At 47.0% G+C, this 17,337-nt stretch carries 19 protein-coding genes; 16 read left to right on the top strand and 3 right to left on the bottom strand.

The genetic code is table 11. The annotated features are described in order from the left end of the window. Window positions 1-194 precede the first annotated feature (194 nt). The 3 genes from BLR65_RS04855 to BLR65_RS04845 all read left to right on the top strand — a co-directional run bounded on the left by BLR65_RS04855 (window position 195) and on the right by BLR65_RS04845 (window position 2,131). Window positions 195-1,043: a transposase gene (locus BLR65_RS04855; RefSeq protein WP_093793065.1), complete on the top strand. Its 849-nt coding sequence runs from the start codon at window positions 195-197 to the stop codon at window positions 1,041-1,043. A gap of 293 nt (window positions 1,044-1,336) precedes the next feature. Further along, window positions 1,337-1,552: a hypothetical protein gene (locus BLR65_RS04850; RefSeq protein ID WP_093793064.1), complete on the top strand. Its 216-nt coding sequence runs from the start codon at window positions 1,337-1,339 to the stop codon at window positions 1,550-1,552. A 36-nt stretch (window positions 1,553-1,588) separates the two neighbouring features. Beyond that, window positions 1,589-2,131, top strand: coding sequence for a hypothetical protein (locus BLR65_RS04845; RefSeq protein ID WP_176772690.1), 543 nt, complete (start codon window positions 1,589-1,591; stop codon window positions 2,129-2,131). A 132-nt stretch (window positions 2,132-2,263) separates the two neighbouring features. On the opposite strand, the gene BLR65_RS04840 is transcribed toward BLR65_RS04845, so the two are convergent. Together BLR65_RS04840 and BLR65_RS04835 are read right to left on the bottom strand one after the other, a co-directional pair. Beyond that, on the bottom strand, window positions 2,264-3,025 hold the full coding sequence (locus BLR65_RS04840; protein WP_093793062.1) for an SWIM zinc finger family protein: 762 nt from the start codon (window positions 3,023-3,025) through the stop codon (window positions 2,264-2,266). A gap of 1 nt (window position 3,026) precedes the next feature. After that, on the bottom strand, window positions 3,027-6,173 hold the full coding sequence (locus BLR65_RS04835; RefSeq protein WP_093793061.1) for a DEAD/DEAH box helicase: 3,147 nt from the start codon (window positions 6,171-6,173) through the stop codon (window positions 3,027-3,029). Window positions 6,174-6,425: 252 nt separating this feature from the next. Here BLR65_RS04835 and BLR65_RS04830 point away from each other — a divergent pair, with 252 nt between their 5' ends. The 12 genes from BLR65_RS04830 (at window position 6,426) to BLR65_RS04775 (ending at window position 15,008) form a co-directional block, all read left to right on the top strand. Next, a complete protein-coding gene (locus BLR65_RS04830; RefSeq protein WP_093793060.1) occupies window positions 6,426-7,229 on the top strand; it encodes a hypothetical protein in 804 nt (267 codons plus the stop codon). 2 nt (window positions 7,230-7,231) lie between these two features. Further along, the gene (locus BLR65_RS04825; protein WP_093793058.1) at window positions 7,232-8,446 is read left to right on the top strand and encodes a BREX system ATP-binding domain-containing protein; all 1,215 of its coding nucleotides are present in this window, start codon (window positions 7,232-7,234) and stop codon (window positions 8,444-8,446) included. Continuing rightward, window positions 8,433-9,668, top strand: a complete 1,236-nt coding sequence (locus tag BLR65_RS04820; RefSeq protein WP_093793055.1) for a BREX system ATP-binding domain-containing protein — start codon at window positions 8,433-8,435, stop codon at window positions 9,666-9,668. Before BLR65_RS04825 ends, BLR65_RS04820 begins: the two co-directional genes overlap by 14 nt. Window positions 9,669-9,730: 62 nt before the next feature. Next, the gene (locus BLR65_RS04815; RefSeq protein WP_093793053.1) at window positions 9,731-10,078 is read left to right on the top strand and encodes a ChbG/HpnK family deacetylase; all 348 of its coding nucleotides are present in this window, start codon (window positions 9,731-9,733) and stop codon (window positions 10,076-10,078) included. A gap of 137 nt (window positions 10,079-10,215) precedes the next feature. Beyond that, window positions 10,216-10,830 (top strand): Uma2 family endonuclease, encoded by a 615-nt coding sequence (locus tag BLR65_RS04810; RefSeq protein ID WP_211285147.1) that lies wholly within the window; start codon window positions 10,216-10,218, stop codon window positions 10,828-10,830. An 85-nt stretch (window positions 10,831-10,915) separates the two neighbouring features. Further along, entirely contained in the window at window positions 10,916-11,401 is a 486-nt protein-coding gene (locus BLR65_RS04805; protein ID WP_094607918.1) for a transposase, read from the top strand. A 2-nt stretch (window positions 11,402-11,403) separates the two neighbouring features. Continuing rightward, window positions 11,404-12,402 (top strand): UDP-glucose 4-epimerase GalE, encoded by a 999-nt coding sequence (galE, locus tag BLR65_RS04800; RefSeq protein ID WP_093793049.1) that lies wholly within the window; start codon window positions 11,404-11,406, stop codon window positions 12,400-12,402. Between the two features lie 92 nt (window positions 12,403-12,494). After that, window positions 12,495-12,893, top strand: a complete 399-nt coding sequence (locus BLR65_RS04795; protein ID WP_093793168.1) for a nucleotidyltransferase substrate binding protein — start codon at window positions 12,495-12,497, stop codon at window positions 12,891-12,893. A 23-nt stretch (window positions 12,894-12,916) separates the two neighbouring features. Then, entirely contained in the window at window positions 12,917-13,267 is a 351-nt protein-coding gene (locus tag BLR65_RS04790; RefSeq protein WP_093793047.1) for a nucleotidyltransferase domain-containing protein, read from the top strand. Window positions 13,268-13,499: 232 nt separating this feature from the next. After that, the gene (locus tag BLR65_RS04785; RefSeq protein ID WP_093793045.1) at window positions 13,500-13,985 is read left to right on the top strand and encodes a spore coat protein; all 486 of its coding nucleotides are present in this window, start codon (window positions 13,500-13,502) and stop codon (window positions 13,983-13,985) included. Window positions 13,986-14,130: 145 nt separating this feature from the next. Then, window positions 14,131-14,553 (top strand): bacteriohemerythrin, encoded by a 423-nt coding sequence (locus BLR65_RS04780; protein WP_093793043.1) that lies wholly within the window; start codon window positions 14,131-14,133, stop codon window positions 14,551-14,553. Beyond that, complete coding sequence (locus BLR65_RS04775; RefSeq protein WP_093793041.1) at window positions 14,550-15,008, top strand: chemotaxis protein CheX; 459 nt, start codon at window positions 14,550-14,552, stop codon at window positions 15,006-15,008. Before BLR65_RS04780 ends, BLR65_RS04775 begins: the two co-directional genes overlap by 4 nt. A gap of 82 nt (window positions 15,009-15,090) precedes the next feature. On the opposite strand, the gene BLR65_RS04770 is transcribed toward BLR65_RS04775, so the two are convergent. Further along, complete coding sequence (locus tag BLR65_RS04770; protein ID WP_093793039.1) at window positions 15,091-15,738, bottom strand: hypothetical protein; 648 nt, start codon at window positions 15,736-15,738, stop codon at window positions 15,091-15,093. A gap of 212 nt (window positions 15,739-15,950) precedes the next feature. On the opposite strand from BLR65_RS04770, the gene BLR65_RS04765 reads away from it, so the two are divergent. Further along, the gene (locus tag BLR65_RS04765) at window positions 15,951-17,333 is read left to right on the top strand and encodes a mannose-1-phosphate guanylyltransferase/mannose-6-phosphate isomerase (protein ID WP_093793037.1); all 1,383 of its coding nucleotides are present in this window, start codon (window positions 15,951-15,953) and stop codon (window positions 17,331-17,333) included. Window positions 17,334-17,337: the final 4 nt, after the last annotated feature.

Raw genomic sequence — 17,337 nt, 5'->3', positions numbered from 1 at the left:
ATAGACACGAATTAAGCGAAAAAAAACGAATGACTCTTAAGATAGTTTAGTTTCTCATGCAGCAGGATGAAGATGAGCTTTTTCGAAAGCATTTGGAGGAACATGCGGGGTCAGGCTTGAGTTATACAAAAAAATTGACTTATTTACAATCAGTCTGCTAAACTGAAGCAAAGTAAGGTTGGCAGGTGAGAAGGATGGCAAGAAAACCAAGGATACACTACGAGGATGCAGTCTATCACGTAATAGCCCGAGGAAATAATAGGGCATATGTATTTGAAACAGATGAAGAAAAGACAAAATATCTAGAGATATTAGCAGACTATAAAGAACGATATGGTTTTCGATTGTACGCATATGTGATTATGGACAATCACGTACACCTACTGCTCCAAGTAGGTGAAACTCCATTGGCAAAAATTATGCAAGGCATTCAACAGAGATATACGCAGTATTACAATTGGCATCGTAAACACAGCGGGCACGTATTTGAACAACGCTATAAGGCGTTTTTATGTGATAAAGAGAGCTATATAATGACTCTGCTATGTTATATACATCAGAATCCAGTACGGGCAAAGATAGCAGAGGGAATCGACTATAGGTGGAGCAGCCATCAATACTATGTTAGAAGAATGTATGGATTAGTAAATGTAGAATTCATATTGAATATATTAAATTCAGATTCAGAGAAGGCAACAGATCAATATCTGAATTTAGTAGGGACAGTTATTGATAAACCGGAATATAAAAGTGGAAACGAGGAAGAGAAAGAAGAACAGAAAACTTTCCTCAGAACAGAAATGGAAAAAAGACAGATGGAGCTAACCTGGGAACAGCTAATTGAGAAGATTGTTGTAGAGGAAAAAGTAAATCAAGAACAGTTGGTAGGAAAGTGCCGGATACGGCAGGTGGTGGCAGCAAGAAAACGCTTGATTTATGAAGCAATAAAGAGAAATTTAATGACAAGAACACAGTTAGCCCAAATACTCCAAATTGATCCAGCCAATATTACAAGGATTTGGCAAGAGTTAACAGACAGTTAAGAAAAAAAGAAATAAGTCAAAAAACATATAACTCAAGCCTGACCCCGATCCCTGCTGACAACGAAATCAGAGAGCTTCGCAGGGCATTATAATTCTGGAATAAAATATCTTGGGTGATATCTATGCCAAGAAATACTAGGCACCGTTATTATAAAGTATTGTCATATGCTGAGTTTATTGGTCACTCGGTTGCAAAGAGATGTTGTTGAGTATAATCTTTTTATTCAAAAAGCTATAGGGCAGGAAAAATAGTTATGGTATAATTATAATGCATTGAAGTAAGGAGGCTGCCTATGAGTGAGGAACGTTTTGACCATATTGAAAAAATGATGGTTCAGCTGATTCAAATCGTAGGCCACAATAGTGCCGTTACAGAAGGGCTGCGCCAGGACGTCAGCGGCCTAAAGCAGAATATGGCAGCTCTTGAAGTTAAGATGGAGAAGGGTTTTACGGATATTATTAATATGGTACATTTACTTGGAGAAAAATTAGAGGAATCATTGACGTAGTGCCACACAATGACGTCAATGATTCCTTTTCTGGTTATGAAAAATAAAATTAACTTGCTCATTGGTTGTTTCGTCTTATTGATGATAGCTGCTGCTTCCTTAACTGCCTGCGCTCAGGCGAATGTCCCGCCTGTATCCGCCGGCAGGCAAGCGGCAATTACGATTGAGTGCCAAGCTGATGTGTCGGAGACGGAAGCCGCGGTGATTGAACGGGTGGCAGGGGAAACGATGCGCTTTTTTCAGGAGGCCGGTCTGAACACGAAATCACTTATTCAGATTATTCTGGTACGCAACCGGCAGGCCTATCTGTCGAAAGTGATGGCAAGGTTTCACATTAGTGAGATCGAGGCGGCCAGGGCTATTAAAGGCACTGATGCGGTTGCCGAGCCGGGACGGATTATTATTAATATGGACGGAGTTCCGTCCGACAGGCAAAAGACTTTTTTGACTGCCCATGAAACCACCCATCAGGTACAGCGCAACCTTGCCGGCAATCAGGCGGCTGCTGTGAAATGGCTGCTGGAAGGAATGGTGGAAACGGCTGGGGCGCAGGTGGTAGACCGCATGGATTATAGGTAAAGGCGAGAGTGCGGAAAATGCTTTTTATCATAGCTTTGGAGTGAATTTAGCCGATTTCGAAACCGAGATGACGAGTTCCCTGAGGAAGGCGTCCTAAAAGTTTTCCAGGCAATATGGTATAATAAGTCATCGTCAGGAGCGAAACTGTCTGCTGACATGCTCATACAGGGGTGCCATTACTTCGATAAAGTCCGGTTCGTCCGGCCAGTCCGGCGGTTTGCCGAGACGGTGCAGCAGCAGGCAAGGGGACTGGGGGGGATTGGTGGCAAGGGGAAGGTCGGCGAGATTGTCGCCAGTTTGCCAATAGTTTTTGATGATATGTGCAAGATTAGGGGCTTGCGGTGAATTTTCTATTCGCAGTGAGTTATCCGGTGCTGGTGACAAGAGCGCTTGTTGCAACGAAGATCTTTTTTTCGTCAGGTCGGCTAGCAAGGAGTCTTTTGTTTTGCCGCGCAGCAGAAAGATGACGAAGGGGTCTTTTGTCAACTCCTGACCCAGGATGTAGAAGATGGCAGCAATGTGTTTGCAGGGATTGGCTATGTCGGGACAAGAGCATTCGGCGGCAATTTCTTTTAGTGATTGCGGGAAGAGCGAAAACCCGGCCTTGTGGAAGATGTTTTCAATATCTTCCGGCATTTCGCCGGTTATGATAGCAGCGGAAAGAGCGGCCTGACTGGCGATGATTGTGATGATACTGTCCCATATTTCAGGTGGGAATGCTTTTAGCCGGATTTCCACCCGGTAGGGTCTGGCACGCGAGCCTTGCACCCGGGCGGTAATCCGGCTTTTGCTGATTTCGATGTTTAGCACGTGTCCCTGACGGGCGTAACGTAGGCCTCGCTGCAGGCGGTTTTCCAGTCCTTGCGCTGCCAGAAACTTTGTCCAGTGGTCCATATTATTCTCCTTCCAATTCTGCTTCGCGCAAAGTCAGGATGTCTTTGAGTTCACTTGTGGATAGTTGATTTAGCCAGGATTCGCCTGTACCGATGATGGTTTCGGCCAGGCTTTTTTTGCTTTCGATCATGGCATCAATGCGTTCTTCCAGCGTTCCCGGACAAATGAATTTGTATACTTGGACATTTTTTGTTTGGCCAATCCGGAAAGCGCGGTCGGTGGCTTGGTTCTCTACCGCCGGGTTCCACCAGCGGTCAAAATGGAATACAGTGTCTGCCCGGGTTAAGTTGAGGCCTACGCCGCCCGCTTTTAAGGATAGAATAAAAAAAGGTTGCGCAGCCTGTTCGTCACAGAAAGCGGTGACAAGCTGATCCCGCTCGCTTTGTTTGAGGCCGCCATGCAAAAAGGGAACCGTTACAGGGAATATTTGTTCCAGGTATTGCCGCAGCAGTTCGCCCATCTGGGTATACTGGGTGAAAATGAGGGCGCGGCGGTTTTCTTCGCAAAGTTCTTCCAGCATTTCTATAAGACGGGTTAGTTTGCCGGAACGGTTGTCGAGAAGGCTGCCGTCTTTTAAAAAATGCGCCGGGTGGTTGCACACTTGCTTGAGCTTGGTCAGGGTGGCGGCAATTAGGGCTTTGCGGGTAAAGATCGTGGCAGCTTCAATTTGCGGCAGCATTACCTCAAGGACAGCGGCATAAAGTGTGGCCTGTTCCTTGGTTAGTGGGCAGTAAATTTTTGTTTCCTGTTTTTCCGGCAGATCGTGAATGATGGTTTTATCAGTTTTAAGCCGGCGCAGCAGGAAGGGTTTAATAAGGCGCTGCAAGGAATGTTGGCGTTCTTGGTCGCCAGTGCGTTCGATAGGAGTGGCATAGCGCTGCTTGAATTGGATCAATGTTCCCAGGTAGCCGGGATTGATGAAATGCAAGATCGACCATAGCTCGCTTAACCGATTTTCGACAGGCGTTCCTGTCAGGGCAATCCGGGAAGTGGCTTTGAGTTGATTGATACTGAGGGTTTGTTTGGTTGACGGATTTTTAATGTTTTGGGCTTCATCCAGAATGACGTTATCCCAGGTAAACGAAGTAAACAGTTCTTCGTCCCGGAGGGCCAGGGTGTAGGTGCTGATGACAACATCGGCGGTTTGTGCCGCTTGCAGAAATTGGCCGCCTGACAGGCGGTTGCTGCCGTGATGGACGATCAATGTGAGGTTAGGGGCGAATTTGGCAATTTCCCGCCGCCAGTTGCCAATAACTGAGGTTGGGCAGATGATGAGGGTGGGTGCTTGCTTGCTCCCGGTTTGCTTATTGTGCAGCAGATAGGCGATGATTTGAATGGTTTTGCCGAGTCCCATGTCATCAGCCAAACAGGCGCCCAGCCCCAAGCCTCGCAGGAAGCAGAGCCAGCTCATGCCTCGCAATTGATAGGGGCGCAGGGTGCCCTGAAAGGCAGTCGGTGCAGCAAGTTCGGGGAGCGTTTGCTGCCCGCTCAGGCGCTGCAGGAGGGTTTGCAGGTGCCCGGTGGCCTTTACCGTGATTAAGGGGGAAGTGTCAGGCTCTGTTTGTTCATCAGGGTCAAAATCGCCGTCATTGAGGCTGCAATGCAGCAAGCTGCTGAGGGAGATAAGTCTGTTGTTATTTTGCCTGTTGCGCAGCATGGCAAGCGCGGCAGCGGCTTGGGCCGGGGATATTTCCAGCCAGCGGCCTGCCATTTGTACCAGGGGAAGCTTGTATGCGACGATATTTTCCAGTTCAGCCAAACTTACTTGTTGGTCGCCGATCGTGGCCTCCAGTTTATAGGCAGCCAGTGCATTTAGTCCTAAAAAAGAATTTGCGGGGAAATCTTCAGCCTCGACCGTCAGTTTAATGGGGGTGGTTTCTTTGTGCCACCAATTGGGGACAATAATGCCAAAGCCTGACTGCTTAAGAAATCCGGTGCTTTCGGATAAAAAGGCATAGGCATTTTCAGTGGTTAGGTCAACCCCGGTGGGGCAGGGTTCGTGTAAGACGGCAGTAATTGGTGCAAAGATTTTGGCGGCTGCAGCCAAATCGCACAGTAATATTTGCTGCAAGCCGGGGTTTTGCTGGTCTGCCCAAACGGCTTCAGCCGGAACGAGCAGGCTGAGGTCATCGGCGGGCTGAAGGAAAAAGTTGAGCCGCCAACCGGAATTAGAGGGTTCTTCCAACCGGAGACAAGTGCGAAACAGCTTGTTTTGTTCTGAGGCAGGCCAAAGATTTTGCTGCCAGCGCAGCAGTGACTGATGAAACTGTTCGGCCTGTTTGGGAGGAAGCTGCAGACTAAGGTTATTGTTCAGCGTCAGTAGCTGCAGCCAATTGTTCATGGGAGCGGATAATGCAGCATAAGCATTTTTTAAGTCATGGTGATCATAAATAGCAAGCGCTTCCTTTACACAGCTGTTAACCATCGCATTGAAAAAACTGGTAACAGTTTGTTTTTTGTCCGGACGGAAATAATGCAGATTGGCAGAGGGGGTATATTCTTTAATATGGCAAAAGGATTCAGGCATTGCCTGGACGATGCGGTCAAGCGTGCCGGCTGCTTCTTCAAGATAAGGCTGCCAGCAGGCTTGATACCAGGTCGTTGTGCGGTAGGTGTGCTTGGCTAGCATGGGCACATATTGTTGTTCCAGGATTAGACGGCGGGTTAGCGTCAAGAGGATTACAAGGTAAGTAAAGTCGGCTCCGGGTAGGGCCTTTGGGGGCGGTGCAGTACCGATTTTGGCAAGCAGCGGGAGTAATGCCGCTGCTTCGGACGGGGGAAAGGAAAGCCCGGAGAGCTTCCAGGGGTGAAAGGCTGCCTCTGTAGGCTCAGTCTTCTGGACGCAGGCGGCAAGGCATTGTGGCGAAGGGAAGGGACCGGTTATGCCGGAAGGAAGAAAGAGTATGGATACTGTAGCCAGGCTGCGGTAGATAACGTGAGTGCCCTGGTCGTCGGTATAATGGTTAAAGAGGTTGCGAAGTTCGTTGACCGGTGCGGCGAAGGGGTGGAAGCGGGTTTTTCCGGTGTCTGTGGACAATTTTTTTTCTTGGAAAGCGGCGAGAATTGCTGTGTCTTCCGCCCAGAGAAATAGCCGGGGAATGGCGCCGTCATTTTTTTCCTTGATCCAGGCAGCATGTAGGATTAGCATGAAGGCTTTATTGCTCCTTTTTATGAACGGTTGATTATAGATACAGAAAAAGTTATCTAAAGGTGGTTTCGCTTAGTACAGGAAAATATCCTGCCGTGTGGCATCTTTTCTAATTCAGCCCCCTGTGCCGGAAAGGATAAAGCGGGTTGTTTTGGTCAGAACGGTTATTGACCTTGCTATAACAGCCGGGTACAATATATTATAGAGAAAAAATGGGATATAAGTCCTTAATTGTTTGAGGAGTGGATATTGATGGAGGAAATCAGTAAGGAAATTCGGGAAAAGTCGACTGTGGAAAAAGTGGATGGTTTGGCAAAGCAATTGTCGAAAAATTGGGCAGCGGTAAAAAATGCGGGAAGTGCCTGGGATTTTCGTAGTTTTGACAAGGCGCTGGCCGTTTATTCCGGCAGAGTGGAGGAATTGACGCAATCTTGGTCGATTTATAGACAGGACTTAGTGCAGGAAATGGAGCAAAACGGCCGGTATGTTGAGAGTGAAGAGTACCGCCAGGAGTTGGAACAAGCACTGCTTGCCGCGGGGATACCGCTGCAGGGATCGTTTCCGCAGTATGAGTTTGTCCCCTTTAAATTGACGGTGGCTGTTGAAGAAAAGGAAATTCGTCTGGCCATTGGACGTAAGCAGGAAAAAACGGTGGCAATGCAGCCTAAACAGGTGACGAAATGGGTTGGGGTCAGGTATCAGAAACTGATCGGCAAACGCTTTGACGGGACAGGCTTTATGCGCGAACTATTAGGCGCCTACAAGGTAGCTAACAGGCTTGCCTACCGGGAAGGTAATGTACTCTGGGGACGGGCAGTGGCGCTGGAAGAACTGTATGAGTTGTTGACCTTGAAACGCGGTTCGCGGCAGGAGTACCCGAAGCCGTTGTTTTTGTTTGAATTGGGGCGGCTAAAGGAGCAGTTTGAAATGAAGCTGGATGAGTACCAGTTTGAATTTGGTTTTCCCCGCAAGCAGGAAAAGGCGGTGACGATTGTTGACAGCCGGGGACGGGAGAGCCGGGTCAGCAGTCTCACTGTCCATAAGGTGGTTGAATAGCTATGCTTTTTTATGACCGGGACTTGGCGGCACTGCAGGCAGGGGAACCTCCCTACAGTCCGGAGTGGCTGCAGGGATTAACCCTGGGGCGTGAAGTGTGGCTGGACACCTTTAAACGGCACTATCTGCAGAATTATATTGCCAGCGGCGGCAGTAAAGTTAAGGTGCTGGTGGGCAGCGAGGGGATTGGCAAGACCCATCTGCTGCGCTGTGTGGAAGCTGATGCCCGCAGTCTGGGATATGCCGCGGTATACTTATCGGTGAGGGAAATGGAATGCAGGATTAATGATTTGCCTAATTTGTATCGGAGTATCTTTCAAGGTTTGAATCTTACAGCGCTGGTAAAAGGCTTGTGTCTTAAAGTAGCGGAAAGGCTGGGTTACGGCAAGGAGCGTTATCAGGGAGAAGGCAGGCTGCTGCCGCTTTTGATTGAAGATGGGTTCGCCCGCTATGATGCCGAGCGGGAAATCCGGAATGCGGCAGTCAGGACTTTCCGGGAAATTGACTTTGGTCCGTCATTTGTTACCTTTGCATATACTACGGCGTATGATGGACTGACGGCCGGGATGGACAGTGATTTGTTTCAATTGCGTCTAAAATGGCTGTCTGGTGAAAAACTGGATAAGCAGGAACAGCAGGAGACAGGATTGCTGGAGCAGCTAAAACGGGTAAATGCCCGGTATTGGCTGAATTCATTGATTCGGCTATTGGAACAGGCGGGTATGCCGGGACTAGTCGTGTTGATTGACGATCTTGAGGCGATTACCGAGCGAGTGCCGGAAACGGGTAGGTTTCGCTATACACCGAATGCCATTAAAGATACCTGTGAGTTGTTTCGCCAGATGATTGACGATGTGGAGCTCTTAAATGGCCTATTGGTGGTTTTGTCAGGGCAGCGAGCGATAATTGACAATGAACGGCGCGGATTCAAAAGCTATGAAGCGCTCTGGATGCGCCTGCAGACCGGACTGGTGCCGTCAACGCGGTTTAATCCATTTGCTGATATTGTGGATGTGGATGCTCATTATGACGCAGTTGGCGACGATTTTCCCGAACGGTTATCAGCTCGCTTGTCGCAGTTCTTTAAGCAAAAAGGATTTGAGCGGCGTTACCGGGAGGGTATGCCGGATACTTCACAGGAAAGTGTACTCAGGAGAGCGGTGATGGAGAACGCGCTGCTGGCGGCAAGGAGTGAGGAAAGCCATGGAACAATATGATGTAAGCAGACTGAATGCTGTGCGGGTGGTAGAATCACTGAGAGCCGGTGTACCCACCCGGATTTCGACACGACGTTTGCCGGATTTGCGACCAAATCTTACAGACTCTATCCGTTCGGATTTGCTTACTTTTTCCGAAGGCCGTATTCCACGGGGGCGAATTGTCTGGGGACAGTATGGTCAAGGGAAGACGCATGCATTGACAACAATCGAGCATATTGCGCTTGATATGGGGTTTGCAGTCAGCATGGTTTCTTTAAGCCGCGAGGTATCCTGCCATAATTTGCTGCAGTTTTTCAGCAGGGTAGCTCCAAGAGTCAGGACACCGGATTCGACGATTATGGGGATTGAACGGGCGCTGAGTGCAGGCAGTATCGAGGACTTAGAGAATAGTCTGGTAGTTGAACCGGAACGCTATACACATCCCTTGCCTGCCTTGGTGTTGGAGAATTTTTTCCATACCAGCGGCGAAGAGCAAAACCTATTGTATGGCGATCTGACAGGGATTAGGTTGCCGATGCCTGAGTTAAAACGAATCCATCGGGCGGCCCGCCAGGCGAATTTTCCTAAGCTGCCTCCGTTCCGGGTTGGTGAGCATGCGGGTGCGTATTTCGGGGTAATGGCAGATGCTATCCGGCTGTGCGGCTACAATGGCTGGGTGATTCTGATTGATGAACTGGAACTAGTCGGTCGCTTAGGTGCACTTGGCAGGCTTAAGGCATATCGCAATTTGGCTTGGCTGCTTAACTGGGCGGAGTCGATGCAGTATCCCATTTATACTTTGGCAGCTGCTGCTACCCGCCTGCAAGATGATATTTGGTACGGCGGTGGCAAAGATGACCGAACGATTATGCCTGCGATGGCAGAGGAACGTTTTGGCGAGGTGGCCAGGCGGGAAATGGAGGTTTTCTTTGAGCGGGCGATTGGCAGTGATAGTCCGGTGGTGGCGCCTGTTGGCAGTGATGTTTTAATAGAAATGCTGGAAACGCTGGCTGATATTCATGGTATTGCCTACGACTGGATTCCGGTGCTTGATGTGCGGGTGCTGGTGGATGAACTCGGATCGCAGCCCATCCGTACCTATGTCCGGGCAGCCTTGGAATCGTTGGATATAATGTATATTTACAATGAAACAGTAAAAATGACGGCAGCAGAATTAACAGAACAAAGACTGGAAGAAGAGACCGATTTTTTAGCTGATGCTGCCGATGATGTTTTATAAACCACTGGGGACGGGGGGCAGCAGGTGAATTCTCTGGACATTCGCTGGAAGCAGCGGTATTTTTGGCAAAGCTGGCTGCTGCTAAGGCGAAAAGAAAGAGTTTTAATTTTCCCAATCATTTTTTGGGAATAGTCGCAGGCGGTTGCCTGCGGGAAGAATGCTTGCTGGATATTATCCGGAATCTGCCGCAAGGTGTCAGCGAGGTTATGGTTCATCCTGGCGATAATGATGCTATTCTTAGCGCGGAATGTGGCTGGTCACATCATTTCCAGGAAGAACTAAATGCCGTTTGCAGTACGCAAACGGCTAACTTTTTACAAAAGAATAAGATTGAAAGCCACTGGGGACGGTTCCAAAGCCACTGGGGACGGTTCCGATTGACAACAGACTTGAAATGGAATATAATGTAAAAACAAGCGAATCGAATAGGAGCATGATTCATAAGGTAATGACAGGCCGCTGGGACAGTTTTGAAAGCTACTGCTATTTTTACTTTTTATACCAATATGATATACTGAAGGAAAAGCCGTATTAGGAGTTGAGTATTGTGAGTAGTAACGCTATAAAAAATGTCAAAATTTATACTTATAAGGACTATTTAACATGGCCTGAGGGTGAGCGTTGGGAACTTATTGACGGTACTGCTTACGCTATGAGTCCCGCACCAAATCGGCTGCATCAGGAAATATTGCGCGAACTTATGTTTCATTTTACAGGATATCTTAAAAATAAAACCTGTAAAGTGTATCCAGCTCCATTCGACGTTAGATTACCGCGAAAAGGGGAAACAGATGATGCTGCATCCACTGTGGTACAGCCGGATATAACAATAGTTTGTGATTCCAATAAGCTTGATAAGAGAGGGTGTAAGGGTAGTCCGGACCTTATTATTGAAATATTATCGCCATCTACCGCCAGTTTCGATGTGATTAAAAAACGCGGACTTTATGAACAGAACGGCGTTTTAGAGTATTGGATAGTAGATCCGGTACACCAGATAATAACCAGATTTTATATAAATGCAGAGTTATCCAAATATAGAGAAGCAGAGTATTTTAGCAAGGACGACACAATACATCCCATAATTTTTCCAGACCTCCAAATAGATCTTAAAGATATATTTCAAGAAATACTAAATACCAACGGAGACGGTTTGGAGTGAAAGACAAAGGGACAGAAGAAGCATTGGGGACAGTTATGATTGGCAGTTGATTTTTGCCGGTATATTATGTTTTTGGGTGATTTCTATGCCGCGAAATGCAAGGCAACTTAGTAAAACAGGCATTTACCACGTAATGATACGTGGTAATGAACGAAGAGATATATTTCTTGATGATGAAGATAAATTGACCTTCATAGATTTCTTGTACTCGAAGAAATCTGATGAGGGCTGCTTGTTATATGCCTATTGTCTCATGGATAATCATGTTCACTTGGTAATAAAAGAAGGGGGCAGTGGCATTGCTAAACTGATGAAACGTATTGGCACAAGCTATGTAAAGTACTTTAATCAAAAATACCAGCGGGTTGGGCATCTGTTTCAAGACCGTTATAAAAGTGAGAATATAGAGAATAACACCTATTTTTTGACGGTTATCCGCTATGTTCACCAGAATCCCGAAAAGGCCGGCATAGCCGGAAAGGAAGCGTATAGTTGTTTGAAATCATTCATAAAGGTAATAGCAGAGGGCGGAGAAATTTCCGATATTTTACTAAAAAGGGAAGTAGATTGATTATGAACATACTGGTAACAGGCGGTGCCGGCTATATAGGTTCCCATACCTGTGTTGCTTTGCTGGCGGCAGGCCATGAGGTAATTGTGGCTGATAATCTGTGCAACAGCAAAGCGGAGACCCTGGACAAGGTCAGAAAGATAGCAGGCCGGAAAGTAACGTTTTATCAGATCGACGTGACCGATGAGGCGGCGGTGGATCATGTCTTTTCCAGTCACAGCCTAGACGGTGTGATTCATTTTGCCGGGCTGAAAGCAGTGGGGGAGTCTGTTGAAAAACCGCTTGCCTACTACTATAACAATTTGGCAGGCATTATGGTTTTGGCAAAAGCCTGCCAGAAGTATGGAGTGCAGAAATTTATTTTCAGTTCATCGGCTACCGTATACGGTGAAAATAAGGTTCCTTTTGTGGAAACCATGAAACTTTTGCCGACTACCAACCCGTATGGCGAAACAAAAGTTATGAGTGAAAGAATTCTGACCGACATAGCCAAAGCCAATCCGGACTTTTCTGTGTCCCTTCTACGGTATTTCAATCCTGTGGGCGCCCATGAGAGCGGCCTGATCGGTGAGTCGCCCAACGGCATCCCGAACAACCTGATGCCGTATATTACTCAGGTGGCTAAAGGCAAACTAACTAAGCTGCGGATTTTTGGCAATGACTATCCGACAATCGATGGTACAGGGGTCCGGGATTATATTCATGTCATGGATTTGGCCGAAGGGCATGTGGCCGCACTTGACCACCTCACGGCAGGTGTGCATATTTATAATTTGGGGACAAGCCGGGGTACTTCCGTGCTGCAACTGGTGAGAGCTTTTGAAGAGGCCAATGATATTGCAGTGCCGTATGAGATTGTTAACCGCAGGCCGGGAGACATTGCCGAATGTTATGCGGATGCGACAAAAGCTGAGAAGAAGTTACAATGGAAGGCGAAACGGGACATAGTGGCAATGTGCCGGGACGCTTGGCGGTTTGAGAGCCAGCTATTTGATTTATAAGGGATTGTTGATATAATAAGGTCAAGAGGAGAGCGGGACTGTGGCTGAAAAAATATGCGAGAAGAGCAGAAGGGGGATGGGGAATGTGTCAGATGGACTCAAAGGATGTTCGCTGGAAACAACGGTATAGTAACTATAAGAAGGCAATGGGACAGCTGACAGAGTTTGTTGAAAAGCCTGATTTAAATAAGTTTGAAGTGCAAGGGCTGATACAATGTTTTGAATACACATTTGAACTTGCTTGGAAAACTGCCAAAGATTATTTGGAGGCGGAAGGGTTTAGTGTAAAAAGTCCCCGTCAGACGTTACAAACGGCGTTTCAAGCAGAATTAGTGCACGATGGTCACACATGGATCGATGCTCTGGAAAAGAGAAATTTAATGGCTCATACCTATGATGAGAGTGTGGCGCAAGAAGCCGAAAGGCTTATCCGAAGAAGGTATTATCCCATATTGAAAGCGCTGCAGAAAAAATTGGAAAATATGCACTAGCTTTTGGAAAATGGAGGCAGATTATGGGTTATGGCCTTAATAATACAGATTTAGCCTACATCATTTCGGTGATAGAAGATTTTAATGAAATAGAGAAAGCCGTTATTTTTGGATCGAGAGCCAAAGGAAACTACAAGATTGCCTCCGATGTAGATATCGCTATATTTGGTACTGATATTTCTTTTTCTACAATAGCACGCCTTCATTCAATGTTGGAAGAGGAAGGACCATTACCATACTTCTTTGATATTGTAGATTATACGCATTCTACTCACAAAGAACTGAAAGAGCATATTGATCGGAATGGAAAGACTATTTTTGACCGCCATAAATGCACGAAGGGACAGACGTTAGGCAAGCACGAAAAAAGTTGATATCATTGCCGGAAAGACGGTTGCTTGATTGTGAATATAACAAGCTGAAAAGTGACGTTTTATAAGATCGACGTGACCGATGAGGCGGATCTAAGATTTTGACCGGCATGAGTATGTTGATGTACAAAGAGCGCTACTGAAGGAGCTTCAGTTTTTTCAAGTTGCCGGCATATTGCTGAATGTTTTTAAGCATTGCTGGGAAAGCTATGAAAAAATTGGAGGAGATGGATATATGGCGTTACAACTTAGCCAAAAGGAAAAGCAGTTATTGCAGGATCAACAGTCTCATGAGAGGGTTTGTATTGAAAAATACCAAAGTTATGCCCAGCAGGCTACCGACTCGCAGCTGAAACAATTATTCCAATCCTATGCCCAGCAGGAACAGCAGCATTTGAGTACGATTAACTCTATCCTGAGCGGTCAAGTACCCAGCATGAACCAAGGCCAGCAGCAAAGGCAGCAAATGCAACAGTCGCAGCAAACCGGCAGCATTCAGGCAACCGCGGGTACTTCCTCAACGGCTAACCAAAAAGACACAACGCTATGCAACGATATGCTGATGACCGAAAAATATGTATCCGGCGCTTATGATACCGCGATTTTTGAGTTTGCCGACGCCAACGTACGCCAGGCTCTGAATCATATTCAAAAGGAAGAGCAGCAGCATGGCGAGGGAATTTACAACTATTTGAATAGCAAAGGCGCATACAACGGTTAAGCAGTAAGAGCATTGTCCAACAGGCAATGCTCTTACTGTTTCATCGCAAGTTATCGTTTTGGGTAATTTTACCTAGACTATTTCCATATGATAGATTATAATAATTAATAAATAATGACTATTAACGTATAAAGGGAGATGTCCTATGATATGGAAAGAGAAATACAAAATCGGCATTCCGGCCATTGACCGGCAGCATGAAGAACTGTTTAGACGTGTCGCTGATTTTGTGCAGGCGATTCGTCAGGAAGGCCGCTGGGAAGAAAAAATAGACAAGGTGAAGGATACCATGGCGTTTCTCCAGGAGTATGTGGTAACTCATTTCAATTATGAAGAAAAGTATCAACAAAAGTTGGGGTATCCGGACTGGGAAGAACATCGTAAGATTCATGAAGCTTTTAAGGCCGATGTCCAAAATATGGCGCAAGAATTCGCGGCCGCCGGCTATCATGAGGATGCCGTGCAAAAATTAGCGGGCAAATTACTGGCCTGGTTGATTAATCATGTAGTTGCGGCCGATCAGAAAATGGCGCAATATGTGACAGAACAGGGGTTGGAAAAGATATGAAGGCAGAATATGTCAATCCGGTCTTTAAGGCTGTTACCGAAGTTTTTAAAGCGATGTTAGATCTTGAAGTCAGTCGGGGCGCAGCCAAGACGTTAGCCGGCGGGAAGCCGGAGGTGGAAATCCAGATTAAGGTGACGGGAGATGTTGCAGGTTCCATTTTGTTTCAATTTCCCCAGGAAACAACATTAAATATTGTGCAAATCATGTCAGGCATGGAAATAAAAGAATTAGACGGCTTCGTTACTTCCGCCATGGGGGAAATATCTAATATTATTAGTGGCAATGCAGCCAGCTATTTGTCCAAGCTTAATTATCACTGTGATATTATGCCGCCGCAAATTGAGGTGGCCGCTAGGGCGGTATCCCCGCAGTTTTCCCGGGAGGCATTGGGAATTCCCTTACATACCAGTATCGGGGATATGAATATCTATATTTCTCTTAGCGAGGCAAAATAGATCTTGTTTTGGCTAATATAAAATTGAGCCGGGAAGGCTCTTTTTTTCATTGCGGAAAAAGTGACAGGTGAAAAGGGGCAGGTCAGGTAGGCGGTTCCTGGTTAGCGCGAAACCGTTTATTATAGATGACGTTAATCATAAAACTGAGACAACTTACATAGGAGATTAATTCCGCCAGTTCTTCAAATAATTCGTTTTTGGCGCCCAAGAGGCCGTGACTGTGGTGCTCAAACAGGTCGGCCAGAACCAGGAAAACAACGAACAGGCAAAAATCAAGGGCGGGAAGGTTTTCCTGCTTCAACCAGCGCCATAATTCCTTATGCAAACCTGTTGCCAGGAAATAGGTACCGGCGCTGAGAAGAATGACGGCTATAACCGGATAGACATAAGGGCCGAACCACAGCGTTTTCAGGGGCGGTATTTTGTCCGGACCCACAGCGTAAAAAACGCGCCCCCAGCTAAGTTCTCTGGCAGCACACATCAGCCAGACGACACTTGTCAGGGCGAATAGCCGGCGGCGGTCTGGAGAGAGTTTGGTCTGCCATAATGCGCTGACTGCTACAACTGCCGTAACAACAAATATCCCGACCTGAAAAAATTCCAGCGGCCCATTTTCAGTTCCATACTCCGGCGGCAGTTGCCAGCCAAAGCTGACGGCAAACAGCAGCGCGGCCAGGCTAAGAACGGTTGCCGGTGTAAATCCACAGCAGCGATGCCTCCATTTTTCCATTAGAATTCCTCCGTTTCGAGCAATGCGTAACCAAATATTATCTATATTTCTCTATATATAATAGCGTATCATGAAAAATGTCACAAGCGGAAAGTATACTGGTAGTGTAGTATATTAAACAGAAGCGATAATTGAGCTAAAGATTGACTTGAATTGGCTATTCGGGCAGAGTACAATTAAATATAGCTTCTAGTAGTAAAAGGGGGAACCTAATGAAACTCATTATTTTGGCAGGTGGCGGCGGCTCACGTCTGTTCCCGCTGTCCAGAACCTGCATGCCAAAACAATTTTTGAAACTTGGCAATTCGGACTCACTGCTGACGCAGACCGTCAAGCGATTTTTGCCACTTATTAAACCTGACGAGATGCTTATTGTAACCAACAAGGAATATATTCACCATGTAAAGACCGAATTGACGGCCTGTGGCGCCGGCAGCGCCCACATACTCTTAGAGCCTGTCGCTCGCAATACGGCGCCGGCGATTGCGCTGGCGACAAAATTTTGCCAGGATGAATTAGGGGCAGGGGACGATGAAGTTATGTTTGTGACTCCTGCCGACCATATTATCCATCCCATTGATATTTTTATCAAGAATGTGCGGCAAGCAGCAGACCTGGCGGCACAGGACAGAGTTGTTACCTTGGGGGTTAAGCCGGACAAACCCGAGACTGGTTACGGGTACATTCAGGCAGGCCAGGTAGTGGGTACAGGTTACCAGGTAGCTTCTTTCCGGGAAAAACCGGATAGGGAAACGGCGGAACAATATTTGGCGGCAGAAAATTATTACTGGAACTCCGGTATGTTTGCCTTTACTTGCGGCTGCATTACGGAAGAATTCCGTGAGCATGCGCCGGAGATTTATCAGCTTATGTCCGCTTCCTTTAAAGAAGTAGTCAACCAATTTGACAACATGCCGAATATTTCCATCGATTATGCGGTTGCGGAAAAATCGGCGCGGGTTGTCATGGCGCCGTTGACTGCTTATTGGAACGATATCGGTTCCTGGGACGCGATCTATGATGTCCTCGATAAAGACTATGCCGGCAATGCCATTAAGGGCGATTGCCTGCCCCTTGATTGTGCCAACACGCTGATGCTGGGAGGAGACCGCCTGATTGCCGGCATCGGACTTGAGGATGTACTGGTGGTTGAAACCAATGATGTGATTGTGGTCGCCAAGCGCGGCGAGTCGCAGAAGGTCAAAGATGTTGTTGCGGAGCTTAAGGCGCGCGGCAGGCGTGAAGTTGACGAGCACACGACCATGTACCGGCCTTGGGGAAGCTATACGGTATTAGGCGAGGGCACCGGCTATAAGCTGAAAAAAATTATAGTAACGCCCGGTCAGCAGCTTAGTCTTCAATTGCACTACCACCGCAGTGAGCATTGGATTGTCATTTGCGGGACAGCCCGGGTTACCATCGGTGAACAGCAGCAAATGGTGCATGGGAATGAAAGTGTCTATATTCCGCCTTCCACCAAACATCGTCTGGAGAATCCCGGCAAGATACCGCTGGAGATCATTGAAGTGCAAAACGGCAGTTATCTGGAGGAAGATGACATAGTCAGGTTTGACGATGTATACGGACGGGCCTAATGGT

The organism is Sporomusa acidovorans, assembly GCF_900101845.1.
Classification (GTDB): domain Bacteria; phylum Bacillota; class Negativicutes; order Sporomusales; family Sporomusaceae; genus Sporomusa; species Sporomusa acidovorans.
The sequence above is the reverse complement of the archived record's forward strand: the minus strand, read 5'-3'. Positions and strand labels throughout refer to the sequence as shown.

Bases quoted from the DNA above. Each gene is read 5' to 3' on its own strand.
- BLR65_RS04830 (WP_093793060.1), top strand. From the start codon at position 6,426: ATGGAGGAAATCAGTAAGGAAATTCGGGAAAAGTCGACTGTGGAAAAA.
- BLR65_RS04845 (WP_176772690.1), top strand. From the start codon at position 1,589: ATGAAAAATAAAATTAACTTGCTCATTGGTTGTTTCGTCTTATTGATG.
- BLR65_RS04795 (WP_093793168.1), top strand. From the start codon at position 12,495: ATGGACTCAAAGGATGTTCGCTGGAAACAACGGTATAGTAACTATAAG.
- BLR65_RS04805 (WP_094607918.1), top strand. From the start codon at position 10,916: ATGCCGCGAAATGCAAGGCAACTTAGTAAAACAGGCATTTACCACGTA.
- BLR65_RS04770 (WP_093793039.1), bottom strand. From the start codon at position 15,738: ATGGAAAAATGGAGGCATCGCTGCTGTGGATTTACACCGGCAACCGTT.
- BLR65_RS04780 (WP_093793043.1), top strand. From the start codon at position 14,131: ATGATATGGAAAGAGAAATACAAAATCGGCATTCCGGCCATTGACCGG.
- galE (WP_093793049.1), top strand. From the start codon at position 11,404: ATGAACATACTGGTAACAGGCGGTGCCGGCTATATAGGTTCCCATACC.
- BLR65_RS04855 (WP_093793065.1), top strand. From the start codon at position 195: ATGGCAAGAAAACCAAGGATACACTACGAGGATGCAGTCTATCACGTA.
- BLR65_RS04785 (WP_093793045.1), top strand. From the start codon at position 13,500: ATGGCGTTACAACTTAGCCAAAAGGAAAAGCAGTTATTGCAGGATCAA.
- BLR65_RS04840 (WP_093793062.1), bottom strand. From the start codon at position 3,025: ATGGACCACTGGACAAAGTTTCTGGCAGCGCAAGGACTGGAAAACCGC.
- BLR65_RS04835 (WP_093793061.1), bottom strand. From the start codon at position 6,173: ATGCTAATCCTACATGCTGCCTGGATCAAGGAAAAAAATGACGGCGCC.
- BLR65_RS04765 (WP_093793037.1), top strand. From the start codon at position 15,951: ATGAAACTCATTATTTTGGCAGGTGGCGGCGGCTCACGTCTGTTCCCG.
- BLR65_RS04790 (WP_093793047.1), top strand. From the start codon at position 12,917: ATGGGTTATGGCCTTAATAATACAGATTTAGCCTACATCATTTCGGTG.
- BLR65_RS04820 (WP_093793055.1), top strand. From the start codon at position 8,433: ATGGAACAATATGATGTAAGCAGACTGAATGCTGTGCGGGTGGTAGAA.
- BLR65_RS04850 (WP_093793064.1), top strand. From the start codon at position 1,337: ATGAGTGAGGAACGTTTTGACCATATTGAAAAAATGATGGTTCAGCTG.
- BLR65_RS04775 (WP_093793041.1), top strand. From the start codon at position 14,550: ATGAAGGCAGAATATGTCAATCCGGTCTTTAAGGCTGTTACCGAAGTT.
- BLR65_RS04825 (WP_093793058.1), top strand. From the start codon at position 7,232: ATGCTTTTTTATGACCGGGACTTGGCGGCACTGCAGGCAGGGGAACCT.